The 24,191-nt window shown below is 60.8% G+C and carries 22 protein-coding genes and 1 pseudogene; 11 read left to right on the forward strand and 12 right to left on the reverse strand.

The genetic code is table 11. From position 1 onward, the window contains the following. Positions 1 to 10: 10 nt before the first annotated feature. Positions 11 to 1,798, forward strand: a complete 1,788-nt coding sequence (locus AB4O23_RS03655) for an ATP-binding protein (protein ID WP_017528755.1) — start codon at positions 11 to 13, stop codon at positions 1,796 to 1,798. Here AB4O23_RS03655 and AB4O23_RS03660 read toward each other — a convergent pair. From AB4O23_RS03660 to AB4O23_RS03685, 6 genes and pseudogenes are all read right to left on the reverse strand, one after another. After that, entirely contained in the window at positions 1,795 to 2,571 is a 777-nt protein-coding gene (locus AB4O23_RS03660) for an N-acetylmuramoyl-L-alanine amidase (RefSeq protein WP_460062254.1), read from the reverse strand. The two genes, AB4O23_RS03655 and AB4O23_RS03660, sit on opposite strands and share 4 nt — an antisense overlap. An 88-nt stretch (positions 2,572 to 2,659) precedes the next feature. Next, on the reverse strand, positions 2,660 to 4,735 hold the full coding sequence (locus tag AB4O23_RS03665) for a GGDEF domain-containing protein (RefSeq protein ID WP_460062257.1): 2,076 nt from the start codon (positions 4,733 to 4,735) through the stop codon (positions 2,660 to 2,662). Next, the gene (locus AB4O23_RS03670; RefSeq protein WP_017528752.1) at positions 4,732 to 5,610 is read right to left on the reverse strand and encodes an endonuclease/exonuclease/phosphatase family protein; all 879 of its coding nucleotides are present in this window, start codon (positions 5,608 to 5,610) and stop codon (positions 4,732 to 4,734) included. Before AB4O23_RS03670 ends, AB4O23_RS03665 begins: the two co-directional genes overlap by 4 nt. 10 nt (positions 5,611 to 5,620) lie before the next feature. After that, positions 5,621 to 6,256 carry a thiol:disulfide interchange protein DsbA gene (gene dsbA / locus AB4O23_RS03675; RefSeq protein WP_065879183.1) on the reverse strand — a complete coding sequence of 212 codons (636 nt, stop codon included), beginning with the start codon at positions 6,254 to 6,256 and terminating at the stop codon, positions 5,621 to 5,623. 168 nt (positions 6,257 to 6,424) lie between these two features. Then, positions 6,425 to 7,036, reverse strand: coding sequence for a c-type cytochrome (locus AB4O23_RS03680; RefSeq protein ID WP_017528750.1), 612 nt, complete (start codon positions 7,034 to 7,036; stop codon positions 6,425 to 6,427). 33 nt (positions 7,037 to 7,069) lie between these two features. After that, positions 7,070 to 7,279: pseudogene (locus tag AB4O23_RS03685) on the reverse strand (cytochrome). A 204-nt stretch (positions 7,280 to 7,483) separates the two neighbouring features. Here AB4O23_RS03685 and yihA point away from each other — a divergent pair. Then, complete coding sequence (gene yihA / locus AB4O23_RS03690; RefSeq protein ID WP_017528749.1) at positions 7,484 to 8,125, forward strand: ribosome biogenesis GTP-binding protein YihA/YsxC; 642 nt, start codon at positions 7,484 to 7,486, stop codon at positions 8,123 to 8,125. A gap of 269 nt (positions 8,126 to 8,394) precedes the next feature. On the opposite strand, the gene polA is transcribed toward yihA, so the two are convergent. After that, complete coding sequence (polA, locus tag AB4O23_RS03695) at positions 8,395 to 11,190, reverse strand: DNA polymerase I (RefSeq protein ID WP_017528748.1); 2,796 nt, start codon at positions 11,188 to 11,190, stop codon at positions 8,395 to 8,397. A gap of 74 nt (positions 11,191 to 11,264) precedes the next feature. Here polA and AB4O23_RS03700 point away from each other — a divergent pair, with 74 nt between their 5' ends. Then, positions 11,265 to 11,555: a DUF2782 domain-containing protein gene (locus tag AB4O23_RS03700; RefSeq protein ID WP_017528747.1), complete on the forward strand. Its 291-nt coding sequence runs from the start codon at positions 11,265 to 11,267 to the stop codon at positions 11,553 to 11,555. A gap of 56 nt (positions 11,556 to 11,611) precedes the next feature. Next, positions 11,612 to 12,565 carry a homoserine kinase gene (locus AB4O23_RS03705; RefSeq protein WP_137220077.1) on the forward strand — a complete coding sequence of 318 codons (954 nt, stop codon included), beginning with the start codon at positions 11,612 to 11,614 and terminating at the stop codon, positions 12,563 to 12,565. A gap of 130 nt (positions 12,566 to 12,695) precedes the next feature. Here AB4O23_RS03705 and AB4O23_RS03710 read toward each other — a convergent pair whose 3' ends face one another. Next, a complete protein-coding gene (locus AB4O23_RS03710) occupies positions 12,696 to 13,625 on the reverse strand; it encodes a zinc ABC transporter substrate-binding protein (protein WP_017528745.1) in 930 nt (309 codons plus the stop codon). A 58-nt stretch (positions 13,626 to 13,683) separates the two neighbouring features. On the opposite strand from AB4O23_RS03710, the gene zur reads away from it, so the two are divergent. Genes zur through AB4O23_RS03730 form a run of 4 tightly spaced genes read left to right on the forward strand, consistent with a single transcriptional unit; the run spans position 13,684 to position 16,489 of the window. Beyond that, complete coding sequence (gene zur / locus AB4O23_RS03715) at positions 13,684 to 14,166, forward strand: zinc uptake transcriptional repressor Zur (RefSeq protein WP_017528744.1); 483 nt, start codon at positions 13,684 to 13,686, stop codon at positions 14,164 to 14,166. Further along, a complete protein-coding gene (gene znuC / locus AB4O23_RS03720) occupies positions 14,166 to 14,951 on the forward strand; it encodes a zinc ABC transporter ATP-binding protein ZnuC (RefSeq protein ID WP_068937951.1) in 786 nt (261 codons plus the stop codon). Before zur ends, znuC begins: the two co-directional genes overlap by 1 nt. Then, positions 14,944 to 15,732 (forward strand): zinc ABC transporter permease subunit ZnuB, encoded by a 789-nt coding sequence (znuB, locus tag AB4O23_RS03725; protein ID WP_017528742.1) that lies wholly within the window; start codon positions 14,944 to 14,946, stop codon positions 15,730 to 15,732. The genes znuC and znuB overlap by 8 nt, the downstream gene beginning before the upstream one ends. A gap of 37 nt (positions 15,733 to 15,769) precedes the next feature. Beyond that, entirely contained in the window at positions 15,770 to 16,489 is a 720-nt protein-coding gene (locus AB4O23_RS03730; protein WP_017528741.1) for a PA5502 family lipoprotein, read from the forward strand. A gap of 101 nt (positions 16,490 to 16,590) precedes the next feature. Here AB4O23_RS03730 and katE read toward each other — a convergent pair whose 3' ends face one another. Beyond that, a complete protein-coding gene (gene katE, locus AB4O23_RS03735; RefSeq protein ID WP_135196238.1) occupies positions 16,591 to 18,732 on the reverse strand; it encodes a catalase HPII in 2,142 nt (713 codons plus the stop codon). Between the two features lie 264 nt (positions 18,733 to 18,996). Between katE and AB4O23_RS03740 the strand changes: the two genes are divergently transcribed. The 3 genes from AB4O23_RS03740 to AB4O23_RS03750 are packed head-to-tail and all read left to right on the forward strand — an operon-like array spanning position 18,997 to position 21,518. Next, the gene (locus AB4O23_RS03740) at positions 18,997 to 20,004 is read left to right on the forward strand and encodes a methionine ABC transporter ATP-binding protein (protein WP_065879189.1); all 1,008 of its coding nucleotides are present in this window, start codon (positions 18,997 to 18,999) and stop codon (positions 20,002 to 20,004) included. After that, positions 20,004 to 20,696 (forward strand): methionine ABC transporter permease, encoded by a 693-nt coding sequence (locus tag AB4O23_RS03745; protein ID WP_065879190.1) that lies wholly within the window; start codon positions 20,004 to 20,006, stop codon positions 20,694 to 20,696. Before AB4O23_RS03740 ends, AB4O23_RS03745 begins: the two co-directional genes overlap by 1 nt. A 51-nt stretch (positions 20,697 to 20,747) precedes the next feature. Then, entirely contained in the window at positions 20,748 to 21,518 is a 771-nt protein-coding gene (locus AB4O23_RS03750) for a MetQ/NlpA family ABC transporter substrate-binding protein (RefSeq protein ID WP_460062267.1), read from the forward strand. A 71-nt stretch (positions 21,519 to 21,589) separates the two neighbouring features. On the opposite strand, the gene AB4O23_RS03755 is transcribed toward AB4O23_RS03750, so the two are convergent. The 3 genes from AB4O23_RS03755 to AB4O23_RS03765 are packed head-to-tail and all read right to left on the reverse strand — an operon-like array spanning position 21,590 to position 24,188. Then, positions 21,590 to 22,225 (reverse strand): SCO family protein, encoded by a 636-nt coding sequence (locus AB4O23_RS03755; RefSeq protein WP_017528736.1) that lies wholly within the window; start codon positions 22,223 to 22,225, stop codon positions 21,590 to 21,592. Then, entirely contained in the window at positions 22,222 to 23,121 is a 900-nt protein-coding gene (gene cyoE, locus AB4O23_RS03760) for a heme o synthase (RefSeq protein WP_017528735.1), read from the reverse strand. The genes AB4O23_RS03755 and cyoE overlap by 4 nt, the downstream gene beginning before the upstream one ends. Next, the gene (locus AB4O23_RS03765; protein ID WP_068937955.1) at positions 23,109 to 24,188 is read right to left on the reverse strand and encodes a COX15/CtaA family protein; all 1,080 of its coding nucleotides are present in this window, start codon (positions 24,186 to 24,188) and stop codon (positions 23,109 to 23,111) included. Before AB4O23_RS03765 ends, cyoE begins: the two co-directional genes overlap by 13 nt. Between the last annotated feature and the right edge of the window lie 3 nt (positions 24,189 to 24,191).

Consider the following 24,191-nt stretch of genomic DNA (forward strand, 5'->3'; position numbering starts at 1 on the left):
GCTGTACCCTATGAAGTTAGCGATGAAACTGCGCACTCGGTTGTTCCTGAGTATCTCAGCGCTGATTACCGTCGCCCTGCTGGGGTTGATCCTGGGCCTGGTCAGTGTCATGCAAATGGCCAAGACCCAGGAATCGCTGATCCGCAGCAACTTTGTCACCTTGGACCTGGGGCTCAAACTGCGTCAGAGCCTGGGCGACCAGTGGATCATGATGTTGCAGCGACGCCCTGACGCCAAGGCGCTGCAAACCTCCAAGCTGCATTACCTGGACTTGCTCGACCAAGGCGTCGCCCATGAACAACGCGATGGCAGTGGCACCGGCTTCGCCCAGGCACGCAGCCAATACCAGAACCTGCTCGAGGCGTTCGACCAATCCCAGCAAGCGTCGCCACCACCGGGCAGCAAGGAAAACCTCACCGAAACCTTCAACGTGTTGCGCAATGGGCTGATTGCCGAACACAAGCAAGCCTTGGAAAACATCAGCGCCAGCGAACATAAGTCCCGCGCGCGCGCGTTGCTGATCGCCGGCCTGCTGGGGTTGGTGGGGCTTGCGGTGCTGATCATCGGGTTCGTCACGGCCCATGGTATTGCCAGGCGGTTTGGCGGCCCGATCGAAGCCTTGGCCAAGGCGGCCGACAAGATCGGCCAAGGCGACTTTGAAGTGACGCTGCCGATCTCCGCGGCGGCGGAGATGAACCAGCTGACCCGCCGCTTCGGCATCATGGCCGAAGCGCTGCGTCAGCATCAGGCGACCAATATCGACGAGCTTCTGGCCGGCCAGCAACGCCTGCAAGCGGTACTCGACAGCATCGACGATGGTCTGCTGATGATTGACCGCCAAGGCCGCCTGGAGCATCTCAACCCCGTCGCGCAGCGCCAGTTGGGCTGGGACGAAGAACGCCTCGGCCAGGGCCTGGGCGAGGCGCTGGTGCGTCCGGAGCTGGATGAACAACTGCAACTGGTGCTGCGCGGCGGCAACCTGGAGCGGGCACCGGAGGATCTGGAAGTAGAAGTCGAAGGCGAACTGCGCCTGCTGACCTACAGCCTCACGCCCGTCAGCCATACCCAAGGGCACATTCTCGGCGCCGTGATGGTGCTGCACGACGTGACCGAACAACGGGCTTTCGAACGGGTACGCAGTGAGTTTGTATTGCGCGCGTCCCATGAGTTGCGCACCCCCGTGACCGGCATGCATATGGCGTTCGGGCTGTTTCGCGAGCGTGCGAAGTTCCCGGCCGAATCACGTGAAGCGGACCTGCTGGATACGGTCAACGAAGAGATGCAGCGCCTGATGCAGTTGATCAATGACCTGCTCAACTTCTCGCGCTACCAGAACGGCCTGCAGAAACTCACCCTCGGGCCCTGCGACGTCATTGATCTACTGGAACACGCCCGCGCGCGGTTCGTGGAAACGTCGAATGCACAGCACATAGAGCTGTTGGTGGAAGCTCAATCCGACCTGCCCAGGCTGTATGCCGACCAGGCACAGTTGGAGCGGGTCCTCGACAACCTGTTGGGTAATGCCCTGCGCCATACCGCAGACGGCGGGCAGATTCGCCTGCAGGCGCGACGCCACGGCGAGCGGGTGATTATCAGTGTCGAGGACAACGGCGAAGGCATCGCCTACGGGCAGCAAGGGCGTATCTTCGAACCTTTCGTGCAGGTGGGTCGCAAGAAAGGCGGCGCCGGCCTGGGCTTGGCGCTGTGCAAGGAGATCGTGCAACTGCACGGTGGCCGCATGGGGGTATATTCGCGGCCAGGGCAGGGCACTCAGTTCTATATGGCGCTACCGCTTTAACGCCGGTTTAGCGCGCGCAGGATGGCCGCACTTTCGGCATCCGGTGCGCCGTCAAACAGCGACGGCCGGAAACGCATCTGGAACGCCGCGATCACGTGGCGCGTGGCGACATCCAACTCGCCGGTCTGGGGCGTCGAGTAACCCAGAAGAGCCAACTCTTCCTGAAACCAGCTGATGCTCGGCAGCTCGGTGGTGTACTGCACCTGGAACCGCGCCACAGCCTGTGCATCCGGCCACACCCCCAACCCTTCATCAGCCAGGCGCTTCCAGGGAAACAGCGGCCCCGGGTCCAGCTTGCGCAGCGGGGCGATATCGCTATGACCAATGATGTTCTTGGGGTCGATACCGTTGCGCTTGCTGATGTCCTTGAGCAAGACCACCAGCGACTTCACCTGCGCCTCGGAGTAGGGGTACCAGAGCCGCCCGGTCGGCGTATCGCGGTAGCCAGGGTTTACGATCTCGATGCCGATTGAGCTGGAATTGAGCCAGGTGCGTCCCATCCACTCGCTTTCCCCTGCATGCCAGGCGCGCTGGCTTTCATCCACCAGCTTGTAGATGGTGGCAGAGGCGTCGTCGCCGATCAGGTAATGCGCGCTGACCTGGCCGTGGGTCAGCAGCGCCAGTGAACGCTCAAGGTCGGTCGAGGTGTAGTGGACAACCACGAACTGCACGCGGTTGTCGTGGTTCGCCGAAGGGTGGCTGGTGTCCAGGCGCGGACCAATGGCGCAGCCGGACAGTAAGAGAAACACACAAGCGAAATAAAAGGATTTCATGGCGGAGGACGGTACGCTGAAGACGATAATGCAACAGTGTAACGTACGGTTTGCGGCCAGACGGTCAAATTACAAAATGGAACATCTTTTACGCCGCCTGCACCTGGTTACGCCCCGCGGCCTTGGCCCGATACAACGCCTCGTCGGCCCGCTTGAGCGCCAGCTCACTGCGCTCACCCGGCTGGAACTGGGCCACACCCATGGAGACTGTGATCGTCACCGGCTCACCTTTGAAGTGGAACGGGCAGGCCTCAATCGCATTGCGCAGCACCTCGCCGACCGTCAGAGCATCCGTCAGAGGTGAGTCGGGCATCAGCAGCACAAACTCTTCGCCGCCAAAACGCGCGATAAAGTCGCCTGGGCGCAGACGCTTGCGCAGCACGTTGGCGATGATCTTCAGTACCTTGTCACCGGCCAGGTGGCCGTAGCCATCGTTGATGCGCTTGAAGTGATCCAGGTCGAGCATCGCCAGCGACAGACTGTTGCCGCGCTGGTGCCAGGCGTTGACCTCATAATCCAGGCGCTCGCTCCAGGCTGCGCGATTGGGCAGCCCAGTGAGCGGATCGATCAGGGCCTTCTGGCGTTGCACTTCCAGGTGCTCACGATAGCCCTGGGCTTCCTGTTCCATGCTGGCGACCCGTTCTGCCAGCCCTTTCAGGCGTGCCGCCACTTCCTGTTCACGCTGGTCACGCTGTTGCTGGTGTTCGTCCATGGTGCCCAGCAAACCCTCAAGATGGCTTTCCAGGACATGCTTGAGGCTATCCAGGTCCGCTGCGTCCTGCACGCTGCTTTGCAGACCGTCGACCTGTTCGCGGATCTGCGAGTCCAACGCCTGCGCAGCGGTGCGGCTGTCGGCATGGCCATCACTGGCCACCTGCAGGTGACCCTGGAAGGCTTCGAGACGTTCGTTGAGCTGCTTGAGGTAAGCCTCGAATTCGTGCTGGCCGCTGTCGGTGATCGCCAGCATCAGCACCTTCAGATCATCAAGGATCGGCAGCAGCTCGTACCAGTTCAAACCGTGGGCCAGGCGCTCGCGCATGGCTTCGGCCTGGGGGCGATGACGCTCGGGCAAGGCCATTTCTTCCAGCAGCCCCAGCAGGGTTTCTTCGATATGTTTTGCCACCGAGCTGTAGGAAGGCTCGGGTGAGTCCGGCAGGGAATAGAAACCGTCCGATTGCAATTCGTCGGGGTCGGGCTCTTCGGTCTCCAGCACAGGCGGGAGAGAAAGACTGCCGATGAGCGTCTCGTCCGGCGCCTCGGTCTCAACCACGGGCGCTTCGACGAAGGCGGCAAGGGCGCTTTCGGGAGCAGGTTCTTCAGCTTTCGGCGCAGGCACCTTGGGTTCAACAGGCTCTGCGGCTTTTTTCACCGAGGCCACGACTGCGTCTTCTTGAGCTGGCGCTTCGTACACAAAGGTTTCGCCAATAACCTCGTCGATCTTGCCGGATGCTATGGGTTCAGGCTGGGGAGCCGCCGGTTTCTCGGCCTGTGGCGCAAAGGCCCGCAGGGCTTGTGTGAGTTCCTCGGACTGCTCAGGCTGCTGAGGCTGCTCCGGCTCAGCGGCGGGCTTGGCCGCTACGGGTTGCGGCGTCGGGCCGGGCACCGGCTCACTGGCCGCCGCCTCGTTGACGACCTCCTTGGCCCCAAACAGACGCTGCAACAACCGCGGCCCAGGGCGCGTGGTTTCGCCGTCCGGCTCCAGGTTATTCAATGCTTGCCCTTGCAAGCCGCTCAACTCGCTGAGCAACAGGGGAATTTCGCGGGCCTGGCCGACGCGGCCATCCAGTTGCTTGGCGAAGGTTTTCAGCGGGCGCGCTACCTCGCGGGGCAGCGGCAGCTTTTGCAGCTGCGTGACCAGAGAGGTCAGCGCGGTGCTGATCTGGTCAACCCGGGTTTCGCGACGCTGTTCAGAGTCCAACACGGCCTTTTCCAAGCGCGGCAGCAAGGCGGCGAGGGCGGCGTCCATGTCGTCGGTGCGCACGACGTCGCGCATTTCCTTCATGCATTGGTCCACCGCCCGGTCGGTGCCTTCCGCCGCCAGAGTACTGCGCACCAGCCCCCGGCGCAGCAGGTCGAGGCGGGCGGCCCAGCGGCGCTCGAGCTTTTCTTGTTGCTCGATACTTAACAGGTATTTTTCTTTCCAGCGCTGGGCGTCATCGCTCATGCAAAGGGTCCGCTGGTGCCTGGGCTCAACGCGGGCAATGCGTCGGCCGTGAGCGAACCCGGCAGACGAATCTCTACCGCGACCGGCAGGTGATCGGAGATGGGCTGCGCAAGCACCTGCACACTTTCGAGGGTGAGGGTGGGACTGAGCAGGATATGGTCAAGACAACGTTGCGGGCGCCAGCTGGGGAATGTGGCTTCAACCTGCGGGGCCAGTAGCCCGAGGTCACGCAATGGGGAATTCTGTAGCAGATCGGTGGCGTGGGTGTTCATGTCGCCCATCAACACCTGATGCTTGTAGTTGCCGATCAGATCACGCACATAGGCCAATTGCAGGTTGCGAGTACGCCCACCAAGCGCCAGATGCATCATCACCACCACCAACGCTTCAGGCCCTTCGCCAAAACGTACGAGGATCGCCCCGCGACCCTTGGGGCCCGGCAGTGGGTGATCTTCGATGACCGTTGGCTTCAAGCGACTGAGCACCCCATTACTGTGCTGCGCCAAGCGCCCCAGGTTGCGATTGAGTTGCTGATACCAATAAGGGAAGGCGCCGAGGTGAGCCAGGTGCTCCACTTGATTGATATAACCGGACCGTATGCTGCCGCCGTCGGCTTCCTGCAGGGCGACCAGGTCGAAATCACTCAACAGGTCGCCGATTTTCTGCAGGTTGCCGGCCCGCCCGTTATGGGGCAGCAAATGCTGCCAGCCACGGGTGAGGTAGTGTCGGTACTTCTCGGTACTGTTGCCTACCTGGATATTGAAGCTGAGCAGGCGCAGGCGACTGTCTGCCGCCAAGCCTGTGGACTCCAGGTGATGCTCATTAACCTGCGGGTCGTGCAGGCCTACGACACGTTCGGTACCCCAGCGGCGCATGACGGGCCCCTTACTTGGCTTTGCGCTCTTTGGCAATCAACTGGTCGGCAACGTTGAGGGTCGCTTCAGGACCACCGGTGCTGCCCAGGTCAAAACGGTATTTGCCGTTGACGATCAGGGTGGGTACGCCTTGCACGCCGTATTTCTGCGCCAGTTCCTTGGCCTGCTTGATCTGACCCTGGATGGCGAAGGAGTTGAAGGTGGCCAGGAACTTGTCTTTGTCGACGCCTTGGGTGGCAACAAAGTCCGCCATGTCGTCAGGCTTGGTCAGGCGCTTGCCCTGTTTCTGGATGGCTTCGAATACCGCGTTGTGAACCTTGTGTTCCACACCCATGGCTTCCAGGGTCAGGAACAACTGGCCGTGGGCATCCCATGGGCCGCCGAACATGGCGGGGATGCGCTTGAAGTTCACGTCCTTGGGCAGCTTCTCGACCCATGGGTTGATGGTTGGCTCAAACGCGTAGCAATGCGGGCAGCCGTACCAGAACAGCTCCACCACTTCGATCTTGCCCGGCACCGACACAGGCACTGGGTTAGCCAATTCAACGTAGGTTTTACCGGCTTCAAGCGGCACATCGGCAGCTTGCGCGGTCATGCCGAAGAGGCTGGCAGTGACGAGAGCGGCGCTGAGGATCAGATTACGCATGCTTTACTCCTGGACAAATAAAGTCGCCTCACGCGACCTTTAGTTGTGACAGGTCTACGCGGACATGAGTTCGTTAGTGTAACGGCAGCGGCCACAAAAAAGGGCGGCCTTAGCCACCCTTTTTATGCTTGCATCGCGGGATTAATCGAGCGTTAACGTAGCGAGCCCTCAGTGCAGGCCCTGAATGTAACTGGAGACGGCTGCGATGTCCTCGTCGCTCAGCTTGCGGGCGATGGTGCGCATGGTCATCGCATCCCCATCGTTAGCGCGGCCGGCCTCTTCCTTACGGAAGTCGGTCAATTGCTTGGCGATGTACTGAGCGTGCTGGCCACCCAGGTGAGGGAAGCCTGCGGCCGCATTGCCTGTGCCATTGGGCGAGTGGCAGCCGGTGCAGGCAGGCAGACCTTTTTCCAGATCACCGCCACGAAACAGCTTCTCTCCACGGGCAACAACTTTAGGATCAGCTGCGCCCACGCTGCCCTTCTGGCTGGCAAAATACGCCGCGATATCCGCCAGGTCCTGATCGTTGAGGTTGGTCAGCAGGCCGGTCATTTCCAGCACCGTGCGCTTGCCGCTCTTGATATCCTGCATCTGCTTGGTCAGGTAACGCTCGCCCTGGCCGGCCAGTTTGGGAAAGTTCGGCGCCGGGCTGTTGCCATCCGGTCCGTGGCAAGCACCACACACGGCGGCTTTCGCCTGGCCCGCTGTAGCGTCGCCTGCAGCATGGGCAACACCGGTGATGCCCAAGGTCAACAGCAGACTCACGATCAGTTTGTTCATCAGCTAATCCAACTACGGCTAAGGGTTTAAGAGTTATCTACCGGGTTTACTCACCATCAACTCAATGATGGCCTGGTAATCCTCAGTACTGCAGTCCATGCACAAACCACGCGGCGGCATTGCCTTGAAACCCCGGGTCACGCGCAGTAGCAGCGCGACCTAAGCAAACTCGGTTGTACACAGCTTCCGGTTCCTGTGTAGCCTGAGCGCCAAAAATGGGTTCAGGAGACCAAAAGCGAGCAACCATCAGGTCATACATCGACCTTTGCAGGGTTTGAGAGCGTTTTGCGTTCTAATGCGCAATAAAGGTCTATCGCTCCCGTGAACCTCATCCTTCGCTGGGACAAAGCACACACAAAATCTGCGGCATTATATACTGGCGCTACTGAAACGGAAACGACACCGCTTGCCGCACCCTTTCTCGGCACCGCCCACATCGGAAATCTCATGCAACTCAAGAATCCCATTCTCGGCCTGTGCCAACAGTCCACCTTCATGCTCAGCGCCGCCAAAGTTGACCAATGCCCCGACGACGAAGGCTTTGAAGTCGCCTTTGCCGGTCGTTCCAACGCCGGCAAGTCCAGCGCGCTGAACACGTTGACCCACGCCAGCCTGGCGCGCACCTCGAAAACTCCGGGCCGCACGCAACTGCTCAATTTCTTCAAGCTAGACGATGATCGGCGTCTGGTCGACCTGCCGGGCTATGGATATGCAAAAGTCCCTATCCCGCTGAAGCTGCACTGGCAGCGTCACCTTGAGGCTTATCTGGGCGGCCGGGAGAGTTTGAAGGGTTTGATTCTGATGATGGACATCCGTCATCCAATGACCGACTTCGACCTGCTGATGCTCGATTGGGCGGTCGCCAGCGGCATGCCGATGCATATCCTGCTGACCAAGGCCGACAAACTGACCTACGGCGCGGCCAAGAACACCTTGCTCAAGGTGCAGTCCGACATCCGTAAAGGTTGGGGTGACGCGATTACCATCCAGTTGTTCTCGGCCCCCAAGCGCATGGGCCTGGAAGACGCTTACACCGTGCTGGCCGGCTGGATGGAATTGGCGGACAAGGGCGCGGAAATCGCGCAATAACTTTTCTACAGGCAAAAAAAACCCCGGACTTCGTATGGGGAGGGGAAGTTCGGGGTTCAAGTTCCGGACCGCTAGGGCGGGGTCCAGATATCTGCCAACACTTAACACAACATAGGAGCATTGAAGGGCTTCACCACCCATTCAGTAACTCTGAGTGGCAGTTCACAGGTTAAGTTCCGGCGAGCTGGAAAAACTATTGGTAATAACTGTCGGCGCTTTCCGACATAAAGCGCTTTGCCACCACGCCAGGTGGTGGCAAACCACCGGAATCAGTGCGCTTCGTCCCAGTTATCACCCACGCCCACTTCCACCAGCAGCGGCACGTCCAACTGCGCCGCAGCGCTCATGTGCTCGCGAATCTTCTCACTGACCTCTACAACCAGATCCTCACGCACCTCAAGCACCAGTTCATCGTGCACCTGCAGGATTACCTTGGCATCCAGGCCCGAATCGGTCAGCCAGTTGTCCACCAGCACCATGGCTTTCTTGATGATGTCGGCCGCTGTGCCCTGCATGGGCGCGTTGATCGCGGTACGTTCCGCTGCCGCGCGCTCTTGAGGCTTGTTGGAGTGGATGTCCGGCAGGTACAACCGACGACCGAAGAACGTCTCCACATAACCCTGGTCGGACGCCTGGGCACGGGTACGCTCCATGTACTCGCGAACCCCGGGGTAGCGAGCGAAGTAGACATCGATATACGCCTTGGCGGTCTTGGTATCGACACCAATGTCCTTGCCCAGCTTTTGCGCGCCCATGCCGTAGATCAGGCCGAAGTTGATCGCCTTGGCGCTGCGCCGCTGATCGGACGTGACCTCGTTCAACTCAACCTTGAACACCTCGGCAGCTGTGGCTGTGTGCACATCCAGGTTGTGGCGGAAGGCGTTCATCAAGCCTTCGTCCCTGGACAGGTGCGCCATGATGCGCAACTCGATCTGCGAATAGTCCGCCGCCAGCAGCTTGTAGCCTTTGGGCGCGACAAACGCCTGGCGTATGCGCCGCCCTTCTGCTGTGCGCACCGGGATGTTCTGCAGGTTCGGGTCGCTGGAGGACAGGCGTCCGGTCGCCGCCACGGCTTGATGATAAGACGTATGGATACGCCCGGTACGCGGGTTGATCTGCTCAGGCAGACGGTCGGTGTAGGTGCTCTTCAGCTTGCTCATGCTGCGGTACTGCATCAACACCTTGGGCAACGGGTAGTCATCTTCAGCGAGCTTGGCCAACACTTCTTCCGCGGTAGAAGCCTGCCCCTTGCCAGTCTTCTTGAGCACTGGCATCCCCAGCTTTTCGTAGAGAATTGCCCCCAATTGCTTGGGTGAACCCAGGTTGAACGCTTCACCGGCGATTTCGAACGCCTGACGTTCCAACTCGGCCATCTTGTTCCCCAGCTCGATGCTTTGGATGCCCAACAATTGCGCGTCCACCAGCGCGCCTTGACGCTCGATGCGCGCCAGCACGGGCACCAACGGCATCTCGATGTCGGTGAGCACGCTGGCCAGGCTCGGGATAGCGGCCAGTTGCGCATGCAGTGCCTGATGCAAACGCAAGGTCACATCGGCGTCTTCGGCGGCATACGGGCCCGCTTGTTCAAGCGCAATCTGGTCGAATGTCAGTTGCTTGGCGCCTTTGCCGGCGATGTCCTGGAAACTCACCGTGTCGTAGTCCAGGTACTTCTTGGCCAGGCTGTCCATGTCGTGACGGGTCGCGGTGGCATTGAGCACATAGGATTCGAGCATGGTATCGAACGCGATGCCTTGCACATTGATGCCCTGGGTGGGGTCGCCATCGATGGCGCAGTTGGCCAGGATGTTCATGTCGAACTTGGCGTGCTGGCCGATCTTGAGTTTGGTCGGGTCTTCAAGCAATGGCTTCAACGCCCGCAGCACCGTGTCGCGATCCAACTGGTCCGGCACGCCGACGTAGGCATGGGTCAGCGGAATGTAGGCCGCTTCATGGGGCTGGACGGCAAAGGAAACCCCGACCAATTGCGCCTGATGGGCATCGATTCCGGTGGTTTCGGTGTCGAAGGCGAACAGCTTCGCGTCGTTGAGTTTCTTCAGCCAAAGGTCGAAGGTGGCCTGATCGAGGATGGTCGTATAGATCGCCTCCACCGGCACGGATATCACCGCCTCAACCGACACGTCGGCGACAGGCGCGACCTCGTTTGCCGTCTTGAGCTCAACCCGCTTGGTATCGCGCTGGATCTCGTCGTACCAGCTCTTGAACTCAAGCAGGGTGTACAACTCAAGCAGCTTTTCACGATCAGGCTCGATCAGGTGCAAATCATCCAGGCCCACGTCCAGCGGCACGTCGATCTTGATCGTCGCCAACTGGTACGACAGGAAGGCCATCTCCCTGTGTTCCTCCAGCTTGGCAGGCAGCGTCTTGGCGCCGCGAATCGGCAGGGTCGGCACGATGTCGAGCTGCTCATAAAGCTCTTTGAGTCCGCCATTCACCCCCACCAGCAAGCCGGATGCCGTCTTCGGCCCAATACCCGGAACGCCTGGAATGTTGTCGGACGAATCGCCCATCAACGCCAGATAGTCGATGATCTGCTCCGGAGCGACGCCAAATTTCTCCTTTACGCCGTCCACGTCCATGGCGCTACCGGTCATGGTGTTGACCAAGGTAATGTGCCCATCGACCAGTTGCGCCATGTCCTTGTCACCGGTGGAAATCACCACCGGACGGTCGGCGGCCGCGCTGCTGCGGGCCAGGGTGCCGATCACGTCATCGGCCTCGACGCCTTCGACGCACAGCAGTGGGAAGCCCAGCGCGATCACGCTCTGGTGCAGCGGCTCGATCTGCAGGCGCATGTCATCGGGCATGCTTGGGCGATTGGCTTTGTACTCGGCGTACATATCGTCGCGAAAAGTCCCACCCTTTGCGTCGAACACCACTGCGAAGGGGCTGTCCGGGTACTGCTTGCGCAGGCTCTTGAGCATGTTCAACACGCCCTTGACCGCACCGGTCGGCAGGCCTTTGGAGGTGGTCAACGGTGGCAGCGCGTGGAAGGCGCGGTACAGGTAAGAAGAACCGTCCACCAGGACGAGGGGCGCTTGGCTCATGAGCAGGATCAACCTTTTCGGCGGGTCAGGCGCTAGAATAGCCGGACCAATGAAAACAAAGGGACAAGGTTATCATGCGTACATTCAATCGCCTGCTGTTGACTGGCTTGATTGCACTCGCTCCGATGGCTGCCATGGCGGCAGATGATGCCCCTTCGGGCGATCCGGAAGTTACCATTCGCACGGAAGGCGACAAGACCATCCAGGAATACCGCCAAAACGGCTTCTTGTATGCCATCAAGGTCACTCCGAAGGGGGCTCCACCGTACTTTCTGGTACGCGCGGACGGCACCGATGCAAACTTCATCCGCTCTGACCAGCCGGATATGCTGATCCCGTCATGGAAGATTTTCGAATGGAAATGATTTCTTAACTTCAATTGGCGCCGTGCAGTGCGGCGCCCGTACTGGCAGTTTTAACCATGTCTGTGTTCACCCCCCTGGCTCGGCCCGAGCTGGAAACCTTTCTCGCCCCTTACGGGCTCGGCCGTCTGCTCGACTTCCAGGGGATTGCCGCCGGTAGTGAAAACACCAATTTCTTTATCAGCCTGGAACAGGGCGAATTCGTCCTGACCCTGGTTGAGCGCGGCCCCGTGGCAGAAATGCCGTTCTTCATCGAACTGCTTGACGTGCTTCACGACGCCGACCTGCCAGTGCCTTACGCGCTTCGTACCACCGACGGCATCGCTTTGCGCGAACTCAAGGGCAAACCCGCCTTGCTGCAACCACGCCTGGCCGGCAAGCACATCAAGGACGCCAACGCCCAACATTGCGCCCAGGTCGGCGACCTGCTCGGCCACCTGCACCTGGCGACTCAAGGCGAGAAGGTACTGGAACGCAAGACCGACCGCGGGCTGGATTGGATGCTCAGCGAAGGTGCGCAGCTTATTTCGCACCTGAGCGATGCACAGCAGCGCCTGTTGCGAGGCGCGCTGGAAGAGATCGAGGCGCACAAAATGCAGATCCTCGCCCTGCCACGCGCCAACGTGCATGCCGACCTGTTTCGTGACAACGCGATGTTCGAAGGCACGCACCTGACGGGCTTGATCGATTTCTACAACGCCTGCTCGGGCCCGATGCTATACGACGTGGCCATCGCCTTGAATGACTGGTGTTCGGACGCCGAAGGCTTGATCGACAGTCAGCGCGCCCGTGCCTTGCTGGGGGCTTATGCCAGGCTGCGGCCGTTTACGGCGAAAGAAGCGCAGTTGTGGCCGACTATGCTGCGCGTCGCGTGCGTGCGCTTCTGGCTGTCCCGCCTGATCGCAGCGCAAGCGTTTGCCGGGCAGGATGTGTTGATTCACGACCCGGCGGAGTTCGAACACCGCTTGACTCAACGCCAGCAGGTCACGCTCCAGCTGCCGTTCGCGCTCTAACTGCCTCACCAGAGCAAAAACTGTGGGAGGGGGCTTGCTCCCGATAGCGGTGGTGCAGCTACTTATTCACTGGCTGACACACCGTTATCGGGAGCAAGCCCCCTCCCACAGTTTTGATTTTCGCTGAGTCTTACAACGCCTCCAGGCACCCAGCCAGGTCGCTCCCCAACTTATCCAGAACCTGCTCATAGCCCTGAGCAGTGGCCGGCGTATAACCGCCCAGCGCATCCAGCTCCGCCAATTTCACCGGCAACCCCGCCACCAGCGTCTCGGCCAGACGCGGGCGCAGCGGCGGCTCACTGAACACACAAGTCTTGCCCACTTCCTGCAACCGCGTACGCATCGCCGCCACATGCTGGGCGCCCGGTTGTACTTCGGCGGCGACACTGAAGACACCGGCGTGCTTCAAGCCGTAAGCGTCTTCGAAATAGTCAAAGGCTTCGTGGAATACAAAGTAGGGTTTGCCATCAACGCTAGCCAGACGCTTCTTCAGCCGCGCATCCAACGCATCCAGGCGCCCGGCAAAGGCCTTCGCATTGCTCTGATAGCGCTCGGCATTCGCCGGGTCAGCCGCGCTGAGGTCCGCCGCCATGCGCGCCGCGATCACCCGCGCATTCACCGTGGACAACCACAAATGGGCATCGACGCTGCCTGGACGGTGATCATGGTCATGTTCGTCGGCTTCGTCAGCGTGAGAATGGCTATCTTCGCCGAAACGGCGCAGTTTCATACCCGGCAGGTCCTGCACCGCAACCGTCGGTGCTGTACGACCTTTCAGTACGCGAGGCAGGAAAGTCTCCATGTCCGGCCCGATCCAGTACAACAGCTCCACCGACTGCACGCGCCGTACGTCGGATGGGCGCAAGGCGAAGTTATGCGGCGACGCACCCGGTGGCAACAACACCTCCGGCACCGACACACCGTCCTGCACCGCGGCGGCAATCAGTTGCAGTGGCTTGATGCTGGTGAGCACCTTGACCTCGGCCTGCGCCAGGCCTGCGAAGAACAAACTGGTGACAAAAACGACAAAAACGGGAAAAAGTCGGGACACGATGACCACTCAATGGCGTAGGAACGGGTAACATAATAACGTCTCTATCAAATATCTGTCGCCGCTCATGCCTAAAACACCGCTTGCCAGCCGTCCCCATGACCACTCTCACTGCGTGCATACCGCGCTGTCGGAAGCCGACACCCTGTGCGCACAGAAAGGTCTGCGCCTGACCGCTTTGCGTCGCCGCGTGCTGGAACTGGTGTGGCAGAGCCACAAGCCGCTGGGCGCCTACGACATTCTAGGTGTCCTCAGCGAGCAGGACGGTCGCCGCGCCGCGCCACCCACCGTGTACCGAGCGCTGGATTTCCTGCTCGAAAACGGCCTGGTGCACCGCATCGCCTCGCTCAACGCCTTTGTTGGCTGCAACCACCCGGAACATGCGCACCAGGGCCAGTTCCTGATCTGCCGCGAGTGCCATGCGGCCATCGAACTTGAACAAAAAAGCATCAGCGACGCCATTATCAAGAGCTCTGCCGACGTGGGCTTCAAGGTCGAAGGGCAGACCGTCGAGGTGGTCGGCCTGTGCTCGGGTTGCCAGGGGGCTTGATGAGCAATGCGTTAATCCGCCTGGAGCAGGTTGGCGTCACGTTCGCCGGGCAAAACGTGCTGGATAACATCGCGCTCAGCGTCGAGCCGGGGCAGATCGTGACCTTGATCGGCCCCAATGGCGCCGGCAAGACCACCCTGGTGCGTGCCGTGCTCGGCCTGCTCAAGCCCGACACCGGCAGCGTGTGGCGCAAGCCCAGGCTGCGCGTCGGTTATATGCCGCAAAAGCTGCACGTCGACCCGACCCTGCCGCTGTCCGTGCTGCGCTTCCTGCGGCTGGTGCCGGGCGTGGACCGCGCCCGTGCGCAGGCGGCGCTCAAGGAAGTCGGCGCCGAGCAGGTGATCGACAGCCCGGTGCAAAGCATCTCCGGCGGTGAAATGCAGCGCGTGCTGCTGGCCCGCGCCTTGTTGCGCGAGCCGCAACTGCTGGTGCTCGATGAGCCCGTGCAAGGCGTCGATGTCGCCGGCCAGGCCGAGCTGTACAGCCTGATCACCCGCCTGCGCGACCGTCATGGCTGCGGCGTGCTGATGGTCTCCCACGATTTGCACCTGGTCATGAGCACCACCGATCAGGTGGTGTGCCTCAATCGCCATGTGTGCTGTTCCGGTCACCCGGAACAGGTCAGCGGCGACCCGGCATTCGTCGAGCTGTTCGGCAAGAACGCCCAGAGCCTGGCGATTTATCACCACCATCACGACCACGCTCACGACCTGCATGGCGCCGTGGTTGACGATCCGACCGCACCTCACACCCACGTTCATGGAGATGGCTGCAAGCATGGCTGATTTTCTGCTCTACGCCCTGCTGGCAGGCTTGGCTTTGGCACTGGTCGCGGGCCCGCTGGGCTCGTTCGTGGTCTGGCGGCGCATGGCGTACTTTGGCGATACGTTATCCCATGCGGCGCTGCTCGGCGTGGCCATGGGCTTTTTGCTGGACGTGAGCCCAACCATCGCCGTGACCGTGGGCTGCCTGCTGCTGGCGGTGCTGCTGGTGACCCTGCAACAACGCCAGCCGCTGGCCTCGGACACACTGCTGGGCATTCTGGCGCCGAGCACCTTGTCCCTGGGCCTGGTGGTGCTGAGCTTTATGCATGAAGTGCGCATCGACCTGATGGCCTACCTGTTCGGCGACCTGCTGGCGATCAGCCCCACCGACCTTGCATGGATCCTCGGCGGCAGCGCCGCTGTACTGGTGCTGCTGGTCGCCTTGTGGCGGCCACTGCTGGCGATCACCGTGCATGAAGAGCTGGCCAAGGTGGAAGGTTTGCCGGTATCGGCCCTGCGCATGGCCCTGATGTTGTTGATCGCCGTGGTGATCGCTGTCGCGATGAAGATTGTCGGCGTATTGTTGATCACATCGCTGTTGATCATTCCCGCCGCCGCCGCCCAGCGTCACGCCCGCTCACCGGAGCAGATGGCAATCGGCGCCAGCCTGCTGGGAATGCTGGCGGTATGTGGGGGCCTGGCGTTGTCGTGGTTCAAGGACACGCCGGCCGGGCCATCGATTGTGGTCACGGCCGCCGCCCTGTTTCTGCTGAGTTTTGTCCTGCCCCGTCGAGGGGTGTAGACTTGCTCGCTTTTTGCGCAAATAGAGAGTCGCAGGAATGAAGCTGTTCACCTCCCGTTATCTGCTCCTTGCCGCATTTTCCCTGCTGCTGGGCGCCTGTCAAAGCACACCGCCCGTCGCCCCCGAGGCCACGGACCCGCGTGCTGCGGCCATCGCACAGCTGGAGCAAAACCTGGCCAGCAGCGAGCTGGCCACCGCCGAAGACCAGCTTGCGGCACTGCAGGCCCAGTCGCCTAACGACCCCACGCTGGAGCCTTACCAACGTCAATTGGCCGAAGCCTACCTGCAGCGCAGTCAGATCGTGCTGCAAAAGGGCGACGTCAACGCCGCCGCCACCGCCCTGAGCCGCGCCCGCGCGCTGATGCCCAAGGCTCCGGCGCTGACCGGCGGCGTCAACAGCGCCATCACGCACGCCCGCAAGGTCGAGCTGGACAAAGCCGAGGAGGCCCTCAAAGCCGCCGAAGCCAAGCCGGCCGCCAAAGTCATCGACCCGGCGGCGCCCAGCACCACTGTGGCGTTGAACCTCACCGATATTGAAGAACTTCGCCATCAACTGGATGCAATCGCCACCGATGTGGTGAATTACCAGTGCGACGTGAGCATCCAGGCGCCACGCACCGAGGATTACCCCTGGCTGGCCACGCTGCTGACCAAGCGGGTGAAGAAGATTGATTCAGGGTACGACCTGAAGATTCACCGGCAGATCCTCAAGAAGATCCCGGCGCAGATCGTGCTGATCCCGCGCAAGGCGGACTAAAAGCATCGGGAGCAAGCCCCCTCTCACATTTTGAACGGTGAACATATTCAAATGTGGAAGGGGGCTTGCTCCCGATGGCGATCTAACAAACAACCAATAGCTTACGCCGGAATCGCTTTAGCCTTCGGCTCACGATCCCAAACCCGATGCTGTGCAATCGCGGCAAAAAATGCCTTGATTGCTTTCGCATCCGAGCCAACGATCAGCCCCGCATCCGCCTCCAGTTTCAGCAGATCCAGCAATGGCTTCACGTCACTGGCCACGGCAATCGCCTTCAGGTGCTTGTACGCTTCCAGCACATAGTGCAGCGCCACACCATCACCGCTCAACGCTTGCACCGACGCCTTACCGCCCGGGATAAACACCGCGTCAAACGCAATGGACGGCATGCCTTCCATCGACGCATCCACCGGCAGCGTCTTGCCTTGCGCCGTGGTCACGGGTGCCGAGGTCGGCCCCAGCAACTTGGCATGCGCCCCCTCGACCTCCAGCGCCTTTTTCAGCGCATCAATCGCCACGCCGTCCACGCCATTGGCAGCCAGAATCGCCACTTTGCGCGTCTTGATATCGCCCGACAGCAGGTTGACCTGGCTCAAGGCTGGTGATTTTTTCACCGATGACTCACGCGCTGGCACCGTGCCCTTGGTCGGTGTCGGCAGGCCCAGGTTCTGCGCCACGCGCTTGGCCAGCCCCAAGTCAATATTGGCCAGGATCTCATTCACCTGACGGGCACGGATATGCTCGCGCTCCACCTTGCCAAGCTCGAAGCTGTAGGCGGCAATGATGTGCTCTTTCTCATGCTGGCTCATGCTGTTGAAAAACAAGGTGGCCTGAGAGAAGTGATCACCGAACGACTCACTGCGCTCACGCACCTTGTTGGCGTCGACGCGCTCGTAATAGCTTTCGAAGCCGCCATCCGTCGGCCCTGCCGGCGTTTCCTTGGGCCAGCCGCCGTCGATGGAGTTGGGCTCGTAAGCCGCACGGCCCTTGTCGATCACCGTACGGTGCTGCGCATCACGCTGGCCATTATGGAACGGCGCGACCGGGCGGTTGATCGGGATCTCATGGAAGTTCGGCCCACCGAGTCGGCTGATCTGCGTATCGGTGTAGGAAAACAGACGGCCCTGCAGCAAAGGGTCATTGGTGAAGTCGATACCGGGCACGATATGCCCGGGGCAGAACGCAACCTGCTCGACTTCGGCGAAAAAGTTGTCCGGGTTGCGGTTGAGCACCATCTTGCCCAGCGGGGTAATGGGCACCAGTTCTTCAGGAATGATCTTGGTGGGGTCCAGCAAGTCGAAGTCGAACTTATGCTCATCTTCTTCTGCAACGACCTGAACACCCAATTCCCACTCGGGGTAATCGCCCATTTCAATCGATTCCCACAGATCCCGGCGATGGTAGTCGGTGTCTTTACCCGCGAGCTTTTGCGCTTCGTCCCACACCAGAGAGCAGGTGCCTACCTTGGGTCGCCAGTGAAATTTCACGAAGCTGGATTTGCCTTCGGTGTTGATCAGGCGAAAGGTATGCACGCCAAAACCCTGCATGGCGCGCAGGCTTTTTGGAATCGCCCGGTCAGACATCGCCCAGATCACCATGTGCGCCGATTCCGGCTGCAGCGAGACGAAATCCCAGAACGTGTCATGGGCCGAGCCGCCGGTAGGAATCTCGTTGTGTGGTTCAGGTTTTACCGCGTGCACAAAGTCAGGAAACTTGATCGCGTCCTGTATGAAAAACACCGGCATATTGTTGCCCACCAAGTCGAAGTTGCCTTCGTCAGTGAAGAACTTCACCGCAAAACCGCGCACGTCACGCACCGTGTCACCGGAGCCGCGCGGCCCCTGCACGGTAGAGAAGCGCACGAACACGGGCGTCTTATGTTCAGGCGTGCGCAGGAACCCGGCCTTGGTCAGTGCCGAATGGTCCTCATAGCTCTGGAAATAGCCGTGGGCGCCGGTGCCGCGGGCATGCACGATGCGCTCCGGGATACGCTCATGGTCAAAGTGCGTGATCTTTTCACGCATGATGAAATCTTCGAGCAGCGACGGGCCGCGGGCGCCCACCTTCAAGCTGTTCTGGTTATCGGAGATTTTCACGCCTTGGTTAGTGCGCAGGGCTTGGCCGGTCGCATCGGAACGGAACTCATCCAGGGCCTGCAGCTTGGCGTTGGTGTTGCCACGGTCCAGGGTGTCGGTACCGGCGAGTTCACTCTTCGGCGGGGCGACTGGCTTCTTGGTACTCATCAGACAAAACTCCTTAATCAAGTGGCCAGAGCGGTCCCCGGCTCGTTTGAGCAAAACCCCAGGCACGGCACCCGGGGAATCGCATTGCCTATGTAGTGACTGATGAGGTTTTTGGCCGTTCCTTTTTTATGACCTTTGATCGCGTTATCGCCAAATCGCTGGATGAATGCGAAATAAATGCTAAGAAACGCTATACGGACAGGCTAAAATGCGCGCCCGGCTAACCGCTGATCCCTTTTCCATGCGCCCCACAAGGTTCGCTACGTGATCGAGTTTCAAAACGTCCATAAAACCTACCGCGTCGCCGGTAAGGATATTCCCGCCCTGCACCCCACCAGCCTGCGCGTCGAGAACGGCCAGGTGTTTGGCCTGATTGGCCATTCGGGCGCGGGTAAAAGTACCCTGCTGCGCCTGATCAACCGCCTCGAAGAACCGAGCGGCGGCCAGATCACGGTCGACGGCGAAGAAGTCACCGCCCTGGACGCCAACGGCCTGCGCCGTTTCCGCCAACAGGTCGGCATGATCTTCCAGCACTTCAACCTGTTGGCATCCAAGACCGTCGCCGACAATGTGGCGTTGCCGCTGACCCTGGCCGGCGAATTGTCGCGCAAGGACATCAACCTGCGCGTGGCTGAACTGCTGGCCCGCGTCGGCCTGTCGGACCACGCCAAAAAGTACCCGGCGCAATTATCCGGCGGCCAGAAGCAGCGCGTCGGCATCGCCCGCGCCCTGGCGACCAAGCCGAAGATTTTGCTGTGCGACGAAGCCACCAGCGCCCTCGACCCGCAGACCACCGCCTCGGTGCTGCAACTGCTGGCCGAGATCAACCGTGAGCTGAAACTGACCATCGTGCTGATCACCCATGAAATGGACGTGATCCGCCGCGTATGCGACCAGGTGGCCGTGATGGACGCCGGCGTGATCGTCGAGCAAGGCTCGGTGGCCGACGTGTTCCTGCACCCGCAGCACCCGACCACCAAACGTTTCGTACAAGAAGCCGAGCAGGTCGACGAAGGCGAACAGCGCGATGACTTCGCCCACGTACCCGGCCGTATCGTGCGCCTGACGTTCCAAGGCGACGCAACCTACGCGCCATTGCTGGGTACCGTCGCCCGCGAAACGGGGGTGGACTACAGCATCCTCGCCGGTCGCATCGACCGCATCAAAGACATCCCCTACGGGCAACTGACCCTGGCCGTCACCGGCGGTGACATGGAAGCGGCGTTTGCCCGCTTCACCGCCGCAGACGTTCACATGGAGGTGCTGCGCTAATGGACCTGTTCCTGAATTTTTTCGCCGATATCGACTGGTCCGAAATCTGGCTCGCCACCGGCGATACCATGACCATGCTGTTCGGCTCGCTGTTCTTCACGGTCGTGCTGGGCCTGCCCCTGGGCGTGCTGCTGTTCTTGACCAGCCCTCGTCAGCTGTTCGAGCAGAAAGGCTTGTACGCCTTTCTGTCGCTGGTCGTGAACATGCTGCGTTCGCTGCCGTTCATCATCCTGCTGATCGTGATGCTCCCATTAACCAAACTGATCACTGGCATATACATGGACGAGGCCACCACGCTGGGCGTTGCGGGCGCGATTCCGCCGCTCGTTATCGGCGCCACACCATTCTTTGCGCGCCTGGTGGAAACCGCCCTGCGTGAAGTGGACCGCGGCATCATCGAGGCCACCCAGTCGATGGGTGCCAGCACGCGCCAGATCATCACCAGCGCCTTGCTGCCCGAAGCACGCCCCGGCATTTTCGCGGCAATTACCGTGACCGCGATTACACTGGTTTCCTACACGGCGATGGCCGGCGTGGTCGGTGCCGGTGGGCTGGGCGACTTGGCGATCCGTTTCGGTTACCAGCGTTTCCAGGACAATGTAATGGTGGTTACCGTGGTGATGCTGATGATCCTGGTACAAATTCTGCAAACCGTCGGCGACAAGCTGGTGGTGCACTTTTCTCGAAAATAACGGCCATTGCCGGCCCAACGCCGGCACATGCCCGAACAAGGAGCTTGTTGGATGAAAAAACTACTGGTTGCTTTCGCCGCCGTTGCCGCGTTTTCCGCCCACGCCGAGACCCTCAAGGTCGCTGCTTCGCCAGTACCGCATGCGCAAATCCTGGAATTCGTGAAGCCTGCGCTGGCCAAAGAAGGCGTGGACCTGCAGATCAAAGTCTTCACCGATTACGTACAGCCCAACGTCCAAGTGGCCGAAAAACGCCTGGACGCCAACTTCTTCCAGCACCAGCCATACCTGGATGAATTCAACAAAGCGAAGGGCACTCACCTGGTGAGCGTCGGCGCTGTGCATCTGGAACCCCTGGGCGCCTACTCCAGCAAGTACAAAAAACTGGACGAGCTGCCAAGCGGCGCCAACGTGGTGATCCCGAACGACGCCACCAACGGCGGCCGTGCCCTGCTGCTTCTGGCCAACAACGGTCTGATCACCCTGAAGGACCCGACCAACATCCTGTCGACCATCAAGGACGTCACCGGTAACAGCAAAAACCTGAAGTTCCGTGAACTGGAAGCCGCCACCCTGCCGCGCGTGCTCACACAGGTCGACCTGGCACTGATCAACACCAACTACGCCCTGGAAGCCAAGCTGGACCCATCCAAGGACGCCCTGGTGATCGAAGGCAGCGACTCGCCTTACGTGAATATCCTGGTCACCCGCGAAGACAACAAGGATTCGGACGCGGTGAAGAAGCTGGTTGCAGCGCTGCACACACCAGAAGTGAAGGCATTTATCGAAGAGAAGTACAAAGGCGCGATCAAGCCGGCGTTCTGATCCCAAACACACCGAAGATCAAAAAATGTGGGAGGGGGCTTGCTCCCTCCCACATTTGCTTTGTGTTGTCTTTACTTGCGCTGTAGCAACCCTGGCAACTGCGCCACCAGCTTCTGGTTGTTCAACGGCGCCCGAATAAACCCACGCTGCGTCCCATCCGGCCCGATCAGCGCGAGGTTGCCGCTGTGGTCGACGGTGTAGTTCGGCTTGCTGGTATCGGCCGGGATGAACGGGATGCTCACCGCATTCGAGACCTTCTGTACGTCGCCTACATTCGCGCCGGTGAGGCCTGCAAATTGCGGGTCGAAGTAGCCCAGGTACTGCTTGAGCTGGGCAGGGGTGTCGCGGTTCGGGTCGACGCTGACCAGGATCACTTGCAAGTTATCCACCGCCTCTTTGGGCAGTTCGCTCTTGATCTGGCGCAGTTGCGCAAGGGTGGTGGGGCAGATGTCCGGGCAGAAGGTGTAGCCGAAGAACAGCAGGCTCCACTTGCCTTTCAATTCGTTGACCACCACCGGCTGGCCGTCCTGGTTGGCCATGGTCACCGGCGGCAACTGACGGCTTTGCGGCAGCAGGATAATGCCGGCGTCGATTAGCGCAGTGGGGTCGCCCTGGCCTTTGCCCGACAGCACTTTGTTAACGGTCAGGCCCATGATCAAGGCCACCAGGGCCACCAGGATGAAGACAGTTTTTTGAGTTCGAGTCATAGGTTCAACAATAGGTAGTGGTCTACGAGCAGGGCGATAAACAGTAAGAACAGGTACCAGATAGAGTACTTGAACGTGTTGATCGCCGCGTGCGGCCGACCGCCACGGTACAACACCCAGGCCCATTGCAGAAAGCGCCCGCCCAATACCAATGCGCACACCAGATACAGCGCGCCGCTCATGTGGATGACATAGGGCATCAGGCTCACCGCCAGCAGGGCAAAGGTGTACAGCAGGATATGCACCTTGGTGTAGTGCTCGCCATGGGTGACCGGCAGCATCGGGATATCGGCCTTGGCGTATTCCTCCTTGCGGTGGATGGCCAGGGCCCAGAAGTGCGGCGGGGTCCAGGCAAAGATGATCAGCACCAGCAACAGCGGTTCGGCGCTGATGTGTCCGGTGACCGCGACCCAGCCCAGCAGCGGTGGCGCAGCGCCGGCCAACCCGCCGATGACGATATTCTGCGGCGTCGCGCGCTTGAGAAAACCGGTGTAGATCACTGCATAGCCGAGCAGCGAAGCCAGCGTCAGCCAGGCCGCCAGCGGGTTGGTGAATGCCAGCAGCAACGCCAGCCCCGCAATAGCCAGAAACAACGCAAATGCCAGCGCCGCGACCGGCGATACGCGGCCTTCCGCCAGCGGCCGCTTGTGGGTGCGCGCCATCACGGCATCGATCCGGCGGTCCACCACGTGGTTGACCGCCGCCGCGCCGCCCGCGCACAGGGCGATCCCCATGTTGCCGAACACCAGCACCGTCCACGGCACCCCGGCACGGGTGGCGAGGAACATGCCCACCAGCGAGGTGATGAGCATCAGCACTACCACTTTTGGCTTGGTCAGCTCCAAATAGTCGCGCCAGATTGCCTGGCCGTGACGCGTGCCGATCAAGGTCGCCATGGCATCTCTCCTTTAAGGGTGACAAGGCCCGCTACGTGTTTGCGCGGGCTGAAACGCCAGCCGAACGGCAACTGATGACGCACCCGAACCAGGCTGGTGCGGGCGTGATAATTGACCAGCACCAGCGTCAGCAATAAGGCTGCACCGCCAGCGTTATGCCCGACCGCCACCGGCAACGGCAGACCGAACGCCACATTGCTCAGGCCCAGGCCGATTTGCGCGGCCAGGGCGATCAGCAGCAGCCCCGCGAGCCGGGTCATGCCCACCGCGCGCAATTGCCAGGCCAGGCCCAGCAGCACCAGGGTGACCAGCACCGCGCCGATGCGATGGGTCAGGTGGATGGCCGTGCGCGCCTCGCTGTCGAGTTGGCCGCCCAGGTAGTTGGGGCCAATGTGTTGGGTCAGGTGAAAGCCATTGGCAAAGTCCGCCGTAGGCCACCATTGACCATGGCAGGTGGGCAAGTCCACACACGCCACGGCCGCGTAATTGGAGCTGACCCAACCGCCAAGCGCGATCTGACCGATCACCAGCGCCAGCCCGGCGGTGGCCCAATATTGCAGGCGCTTGGGCACGATCAGTGCGGGCAGTACGCCGGACAATCGCAACGTCAGCAAAAACAACAGGCTCAAGGTCGCAAAGCCGCCCAACAGATGGCCGGTCACCACCTGTGGCCAGAGTTTCAAGGTCACCGTCCACATGCCGAACGCCGCTTGGGCGAACACCACCGCCAACACAAACAGCGGCAACTTCACCGGCTGGCCAGGGTCACGCCGGTGACTCCACGAACGCGCCGCCAACAGCGCAATCAGCAAACCCAGGCTGCCGGCGAAGTAGCGATGGGTCATCTCGGCCCAGCCCTTGTCGGCCTCCACCGGCGTGTCGGGAAAATGCAATTGGGCATGGGCCAATTGGGCTTCGCTTTGCGGCACGCCGATAAAACCATAGCAGCCGGGCCAGTCCGGGCAGCCAAGGCCTGCGTGACTCAGGCGGGTATAGGCGCCCAGCAGCACGACGATCAATGCGAGCAAAGTGGCAAACAACGCGAGGCGAAATCCAGGTTTGGCCATGAC

The sequence above is a fragment of the Pseudomonas sp. H2_A10 genome (genome assembly GCF_054680085.1).

Coding starts and splice junctions, on each gene's coding strand:
- AB4O23_RS03655 (WP_017528755.1), top strand. CDS start 11: ATGAAGTTAGCGATGAAACTGCGCACTCGGTTGTTCCTGAGTATCTCA.
- AB4O23_RS03660 (WP_460062254.1), bottom strand. CDS start 2,571: ATGAAATCCTTTTATTTCGCTTGTGTGTTTCTCTTACTGTCCGGCTGC.
- AB4O23_RS03665 (WP_460062257.1), bottom strand. CDS start 4,735: ATGAGCGATGACGCCCAGCGCTGGAAAGAAAAATACCTGTTAAGTATC.
- AB4O23_RS03670 (WP_017528752.1), bottom strand. CDS start 5,610: ATGCGCCGCTGGGGTACCGAACGTGTCGTAGGCCTGCACGACCCGCAG.
- dsbA (WP_065879183.1), bottom strand. CDS start 6,256: ATGCGTAATCTGATCCTCAGCGCCGCTCTCGTCACTGCCAGCCTCTTC.
- AB4O23_RS03680 (WP_017528750.1), bottom strand. CDS start 7,036: ATGAACAAACTGATCGTGAGTCTGCTGTTGACCTTGGGCATCACCGGT.
- yihA (WP_017528749.1), top strand. CDS start 7,484: ATGCAACTCAAGAATCCCATTCTCGGCCTGTGCCAACAGTCCACCTTC.
- polA (WP_017528748.1), bottom strand. CDS start 11,190: ATGAGCCAAGCGCCCCTCGTCCTGGTGGACGGTTCTTCTTACCTGTAC.
- AB4O23_RS03700 (WP_017528747.1), top strand. CDS start 11,265: ATGCGTACATTCAATCGCCTGCTGTTGACTGGCTTGATTGCACTCGCT.
- AB4O23_RS03705 (WP_137220077.1), top strand. CDS start 11,612: ATGTCTGTGTTCACCCCCCTGGCTCGGCCCGAGCTGGAAACCTTTCTC.
- zur (WP_017528744.1), top strand. CDS start 13,684: ATGCCTAAAACACCGCTTGCCAGCCGTCCCCATGACCACTCTCACTGC.
- znuC (WP_068937951.1), top strand. CDS start 14,166: ATGAGCAATGCGTTAATCCGCCTGGAGCAGGTTGGCGTCACGTTCGCC.
- znuB (WP_017528742.1), top strand. CDS start 14,944: ATGGCTGATTTTCTGCTCTACGCCCTGCTGGCAGGCTTGGCTTTGGCA.
- AB4O23_RS03730 (WP_017528741.1), top strand. CDS start 15,770: ATGAAGCTGTTCACCTCCCGTTATCTGCTCCTTGCCGCATTTTCCCTG.
- katE (WP_135196238.1), bottom strand. CDS start 18,732: ATGAGTACCAAGAAGCCAGTCGCCCCGCCGAAGAGTGAACTCGCCGGT.
- AB4O23_RS03745 (WP_065879190.1), top strand. CDS start 20,004: ATGGACCTGTTCCTGAATTTTTTCGCCGATATCGACTGGTCCGAAATC.
- AB4O23_RS03750 (WP_460062267.1), top strand. CDS start 20,748: ATGAAAAAACTACTGGTTGCTTTCGCCGCCGTTGCCGCGTTTTCCGCC.
- AB4O23_RS03755 (WP_017528736.1), bottom strand. CDS start 22,225: ATGACTCGAACTCAAAAAACTGTCTTCATCCTGGTGGCCCTGGTGGCC.
- cyoE (WP_017528735.1), bottom strand. CDS start 23,121: ATGGCGACCTTGATCGGCACGCGTCACGGCCAGGCAATCTGGCGCGAC.
- AB4O23_RS03765 (WP_068937955.1), bottom strand. CDS start 24,188: ATGGCCAAACCTGGATTTCGCCTCGCGTTGTTTGCCACTTTGCTCGCA.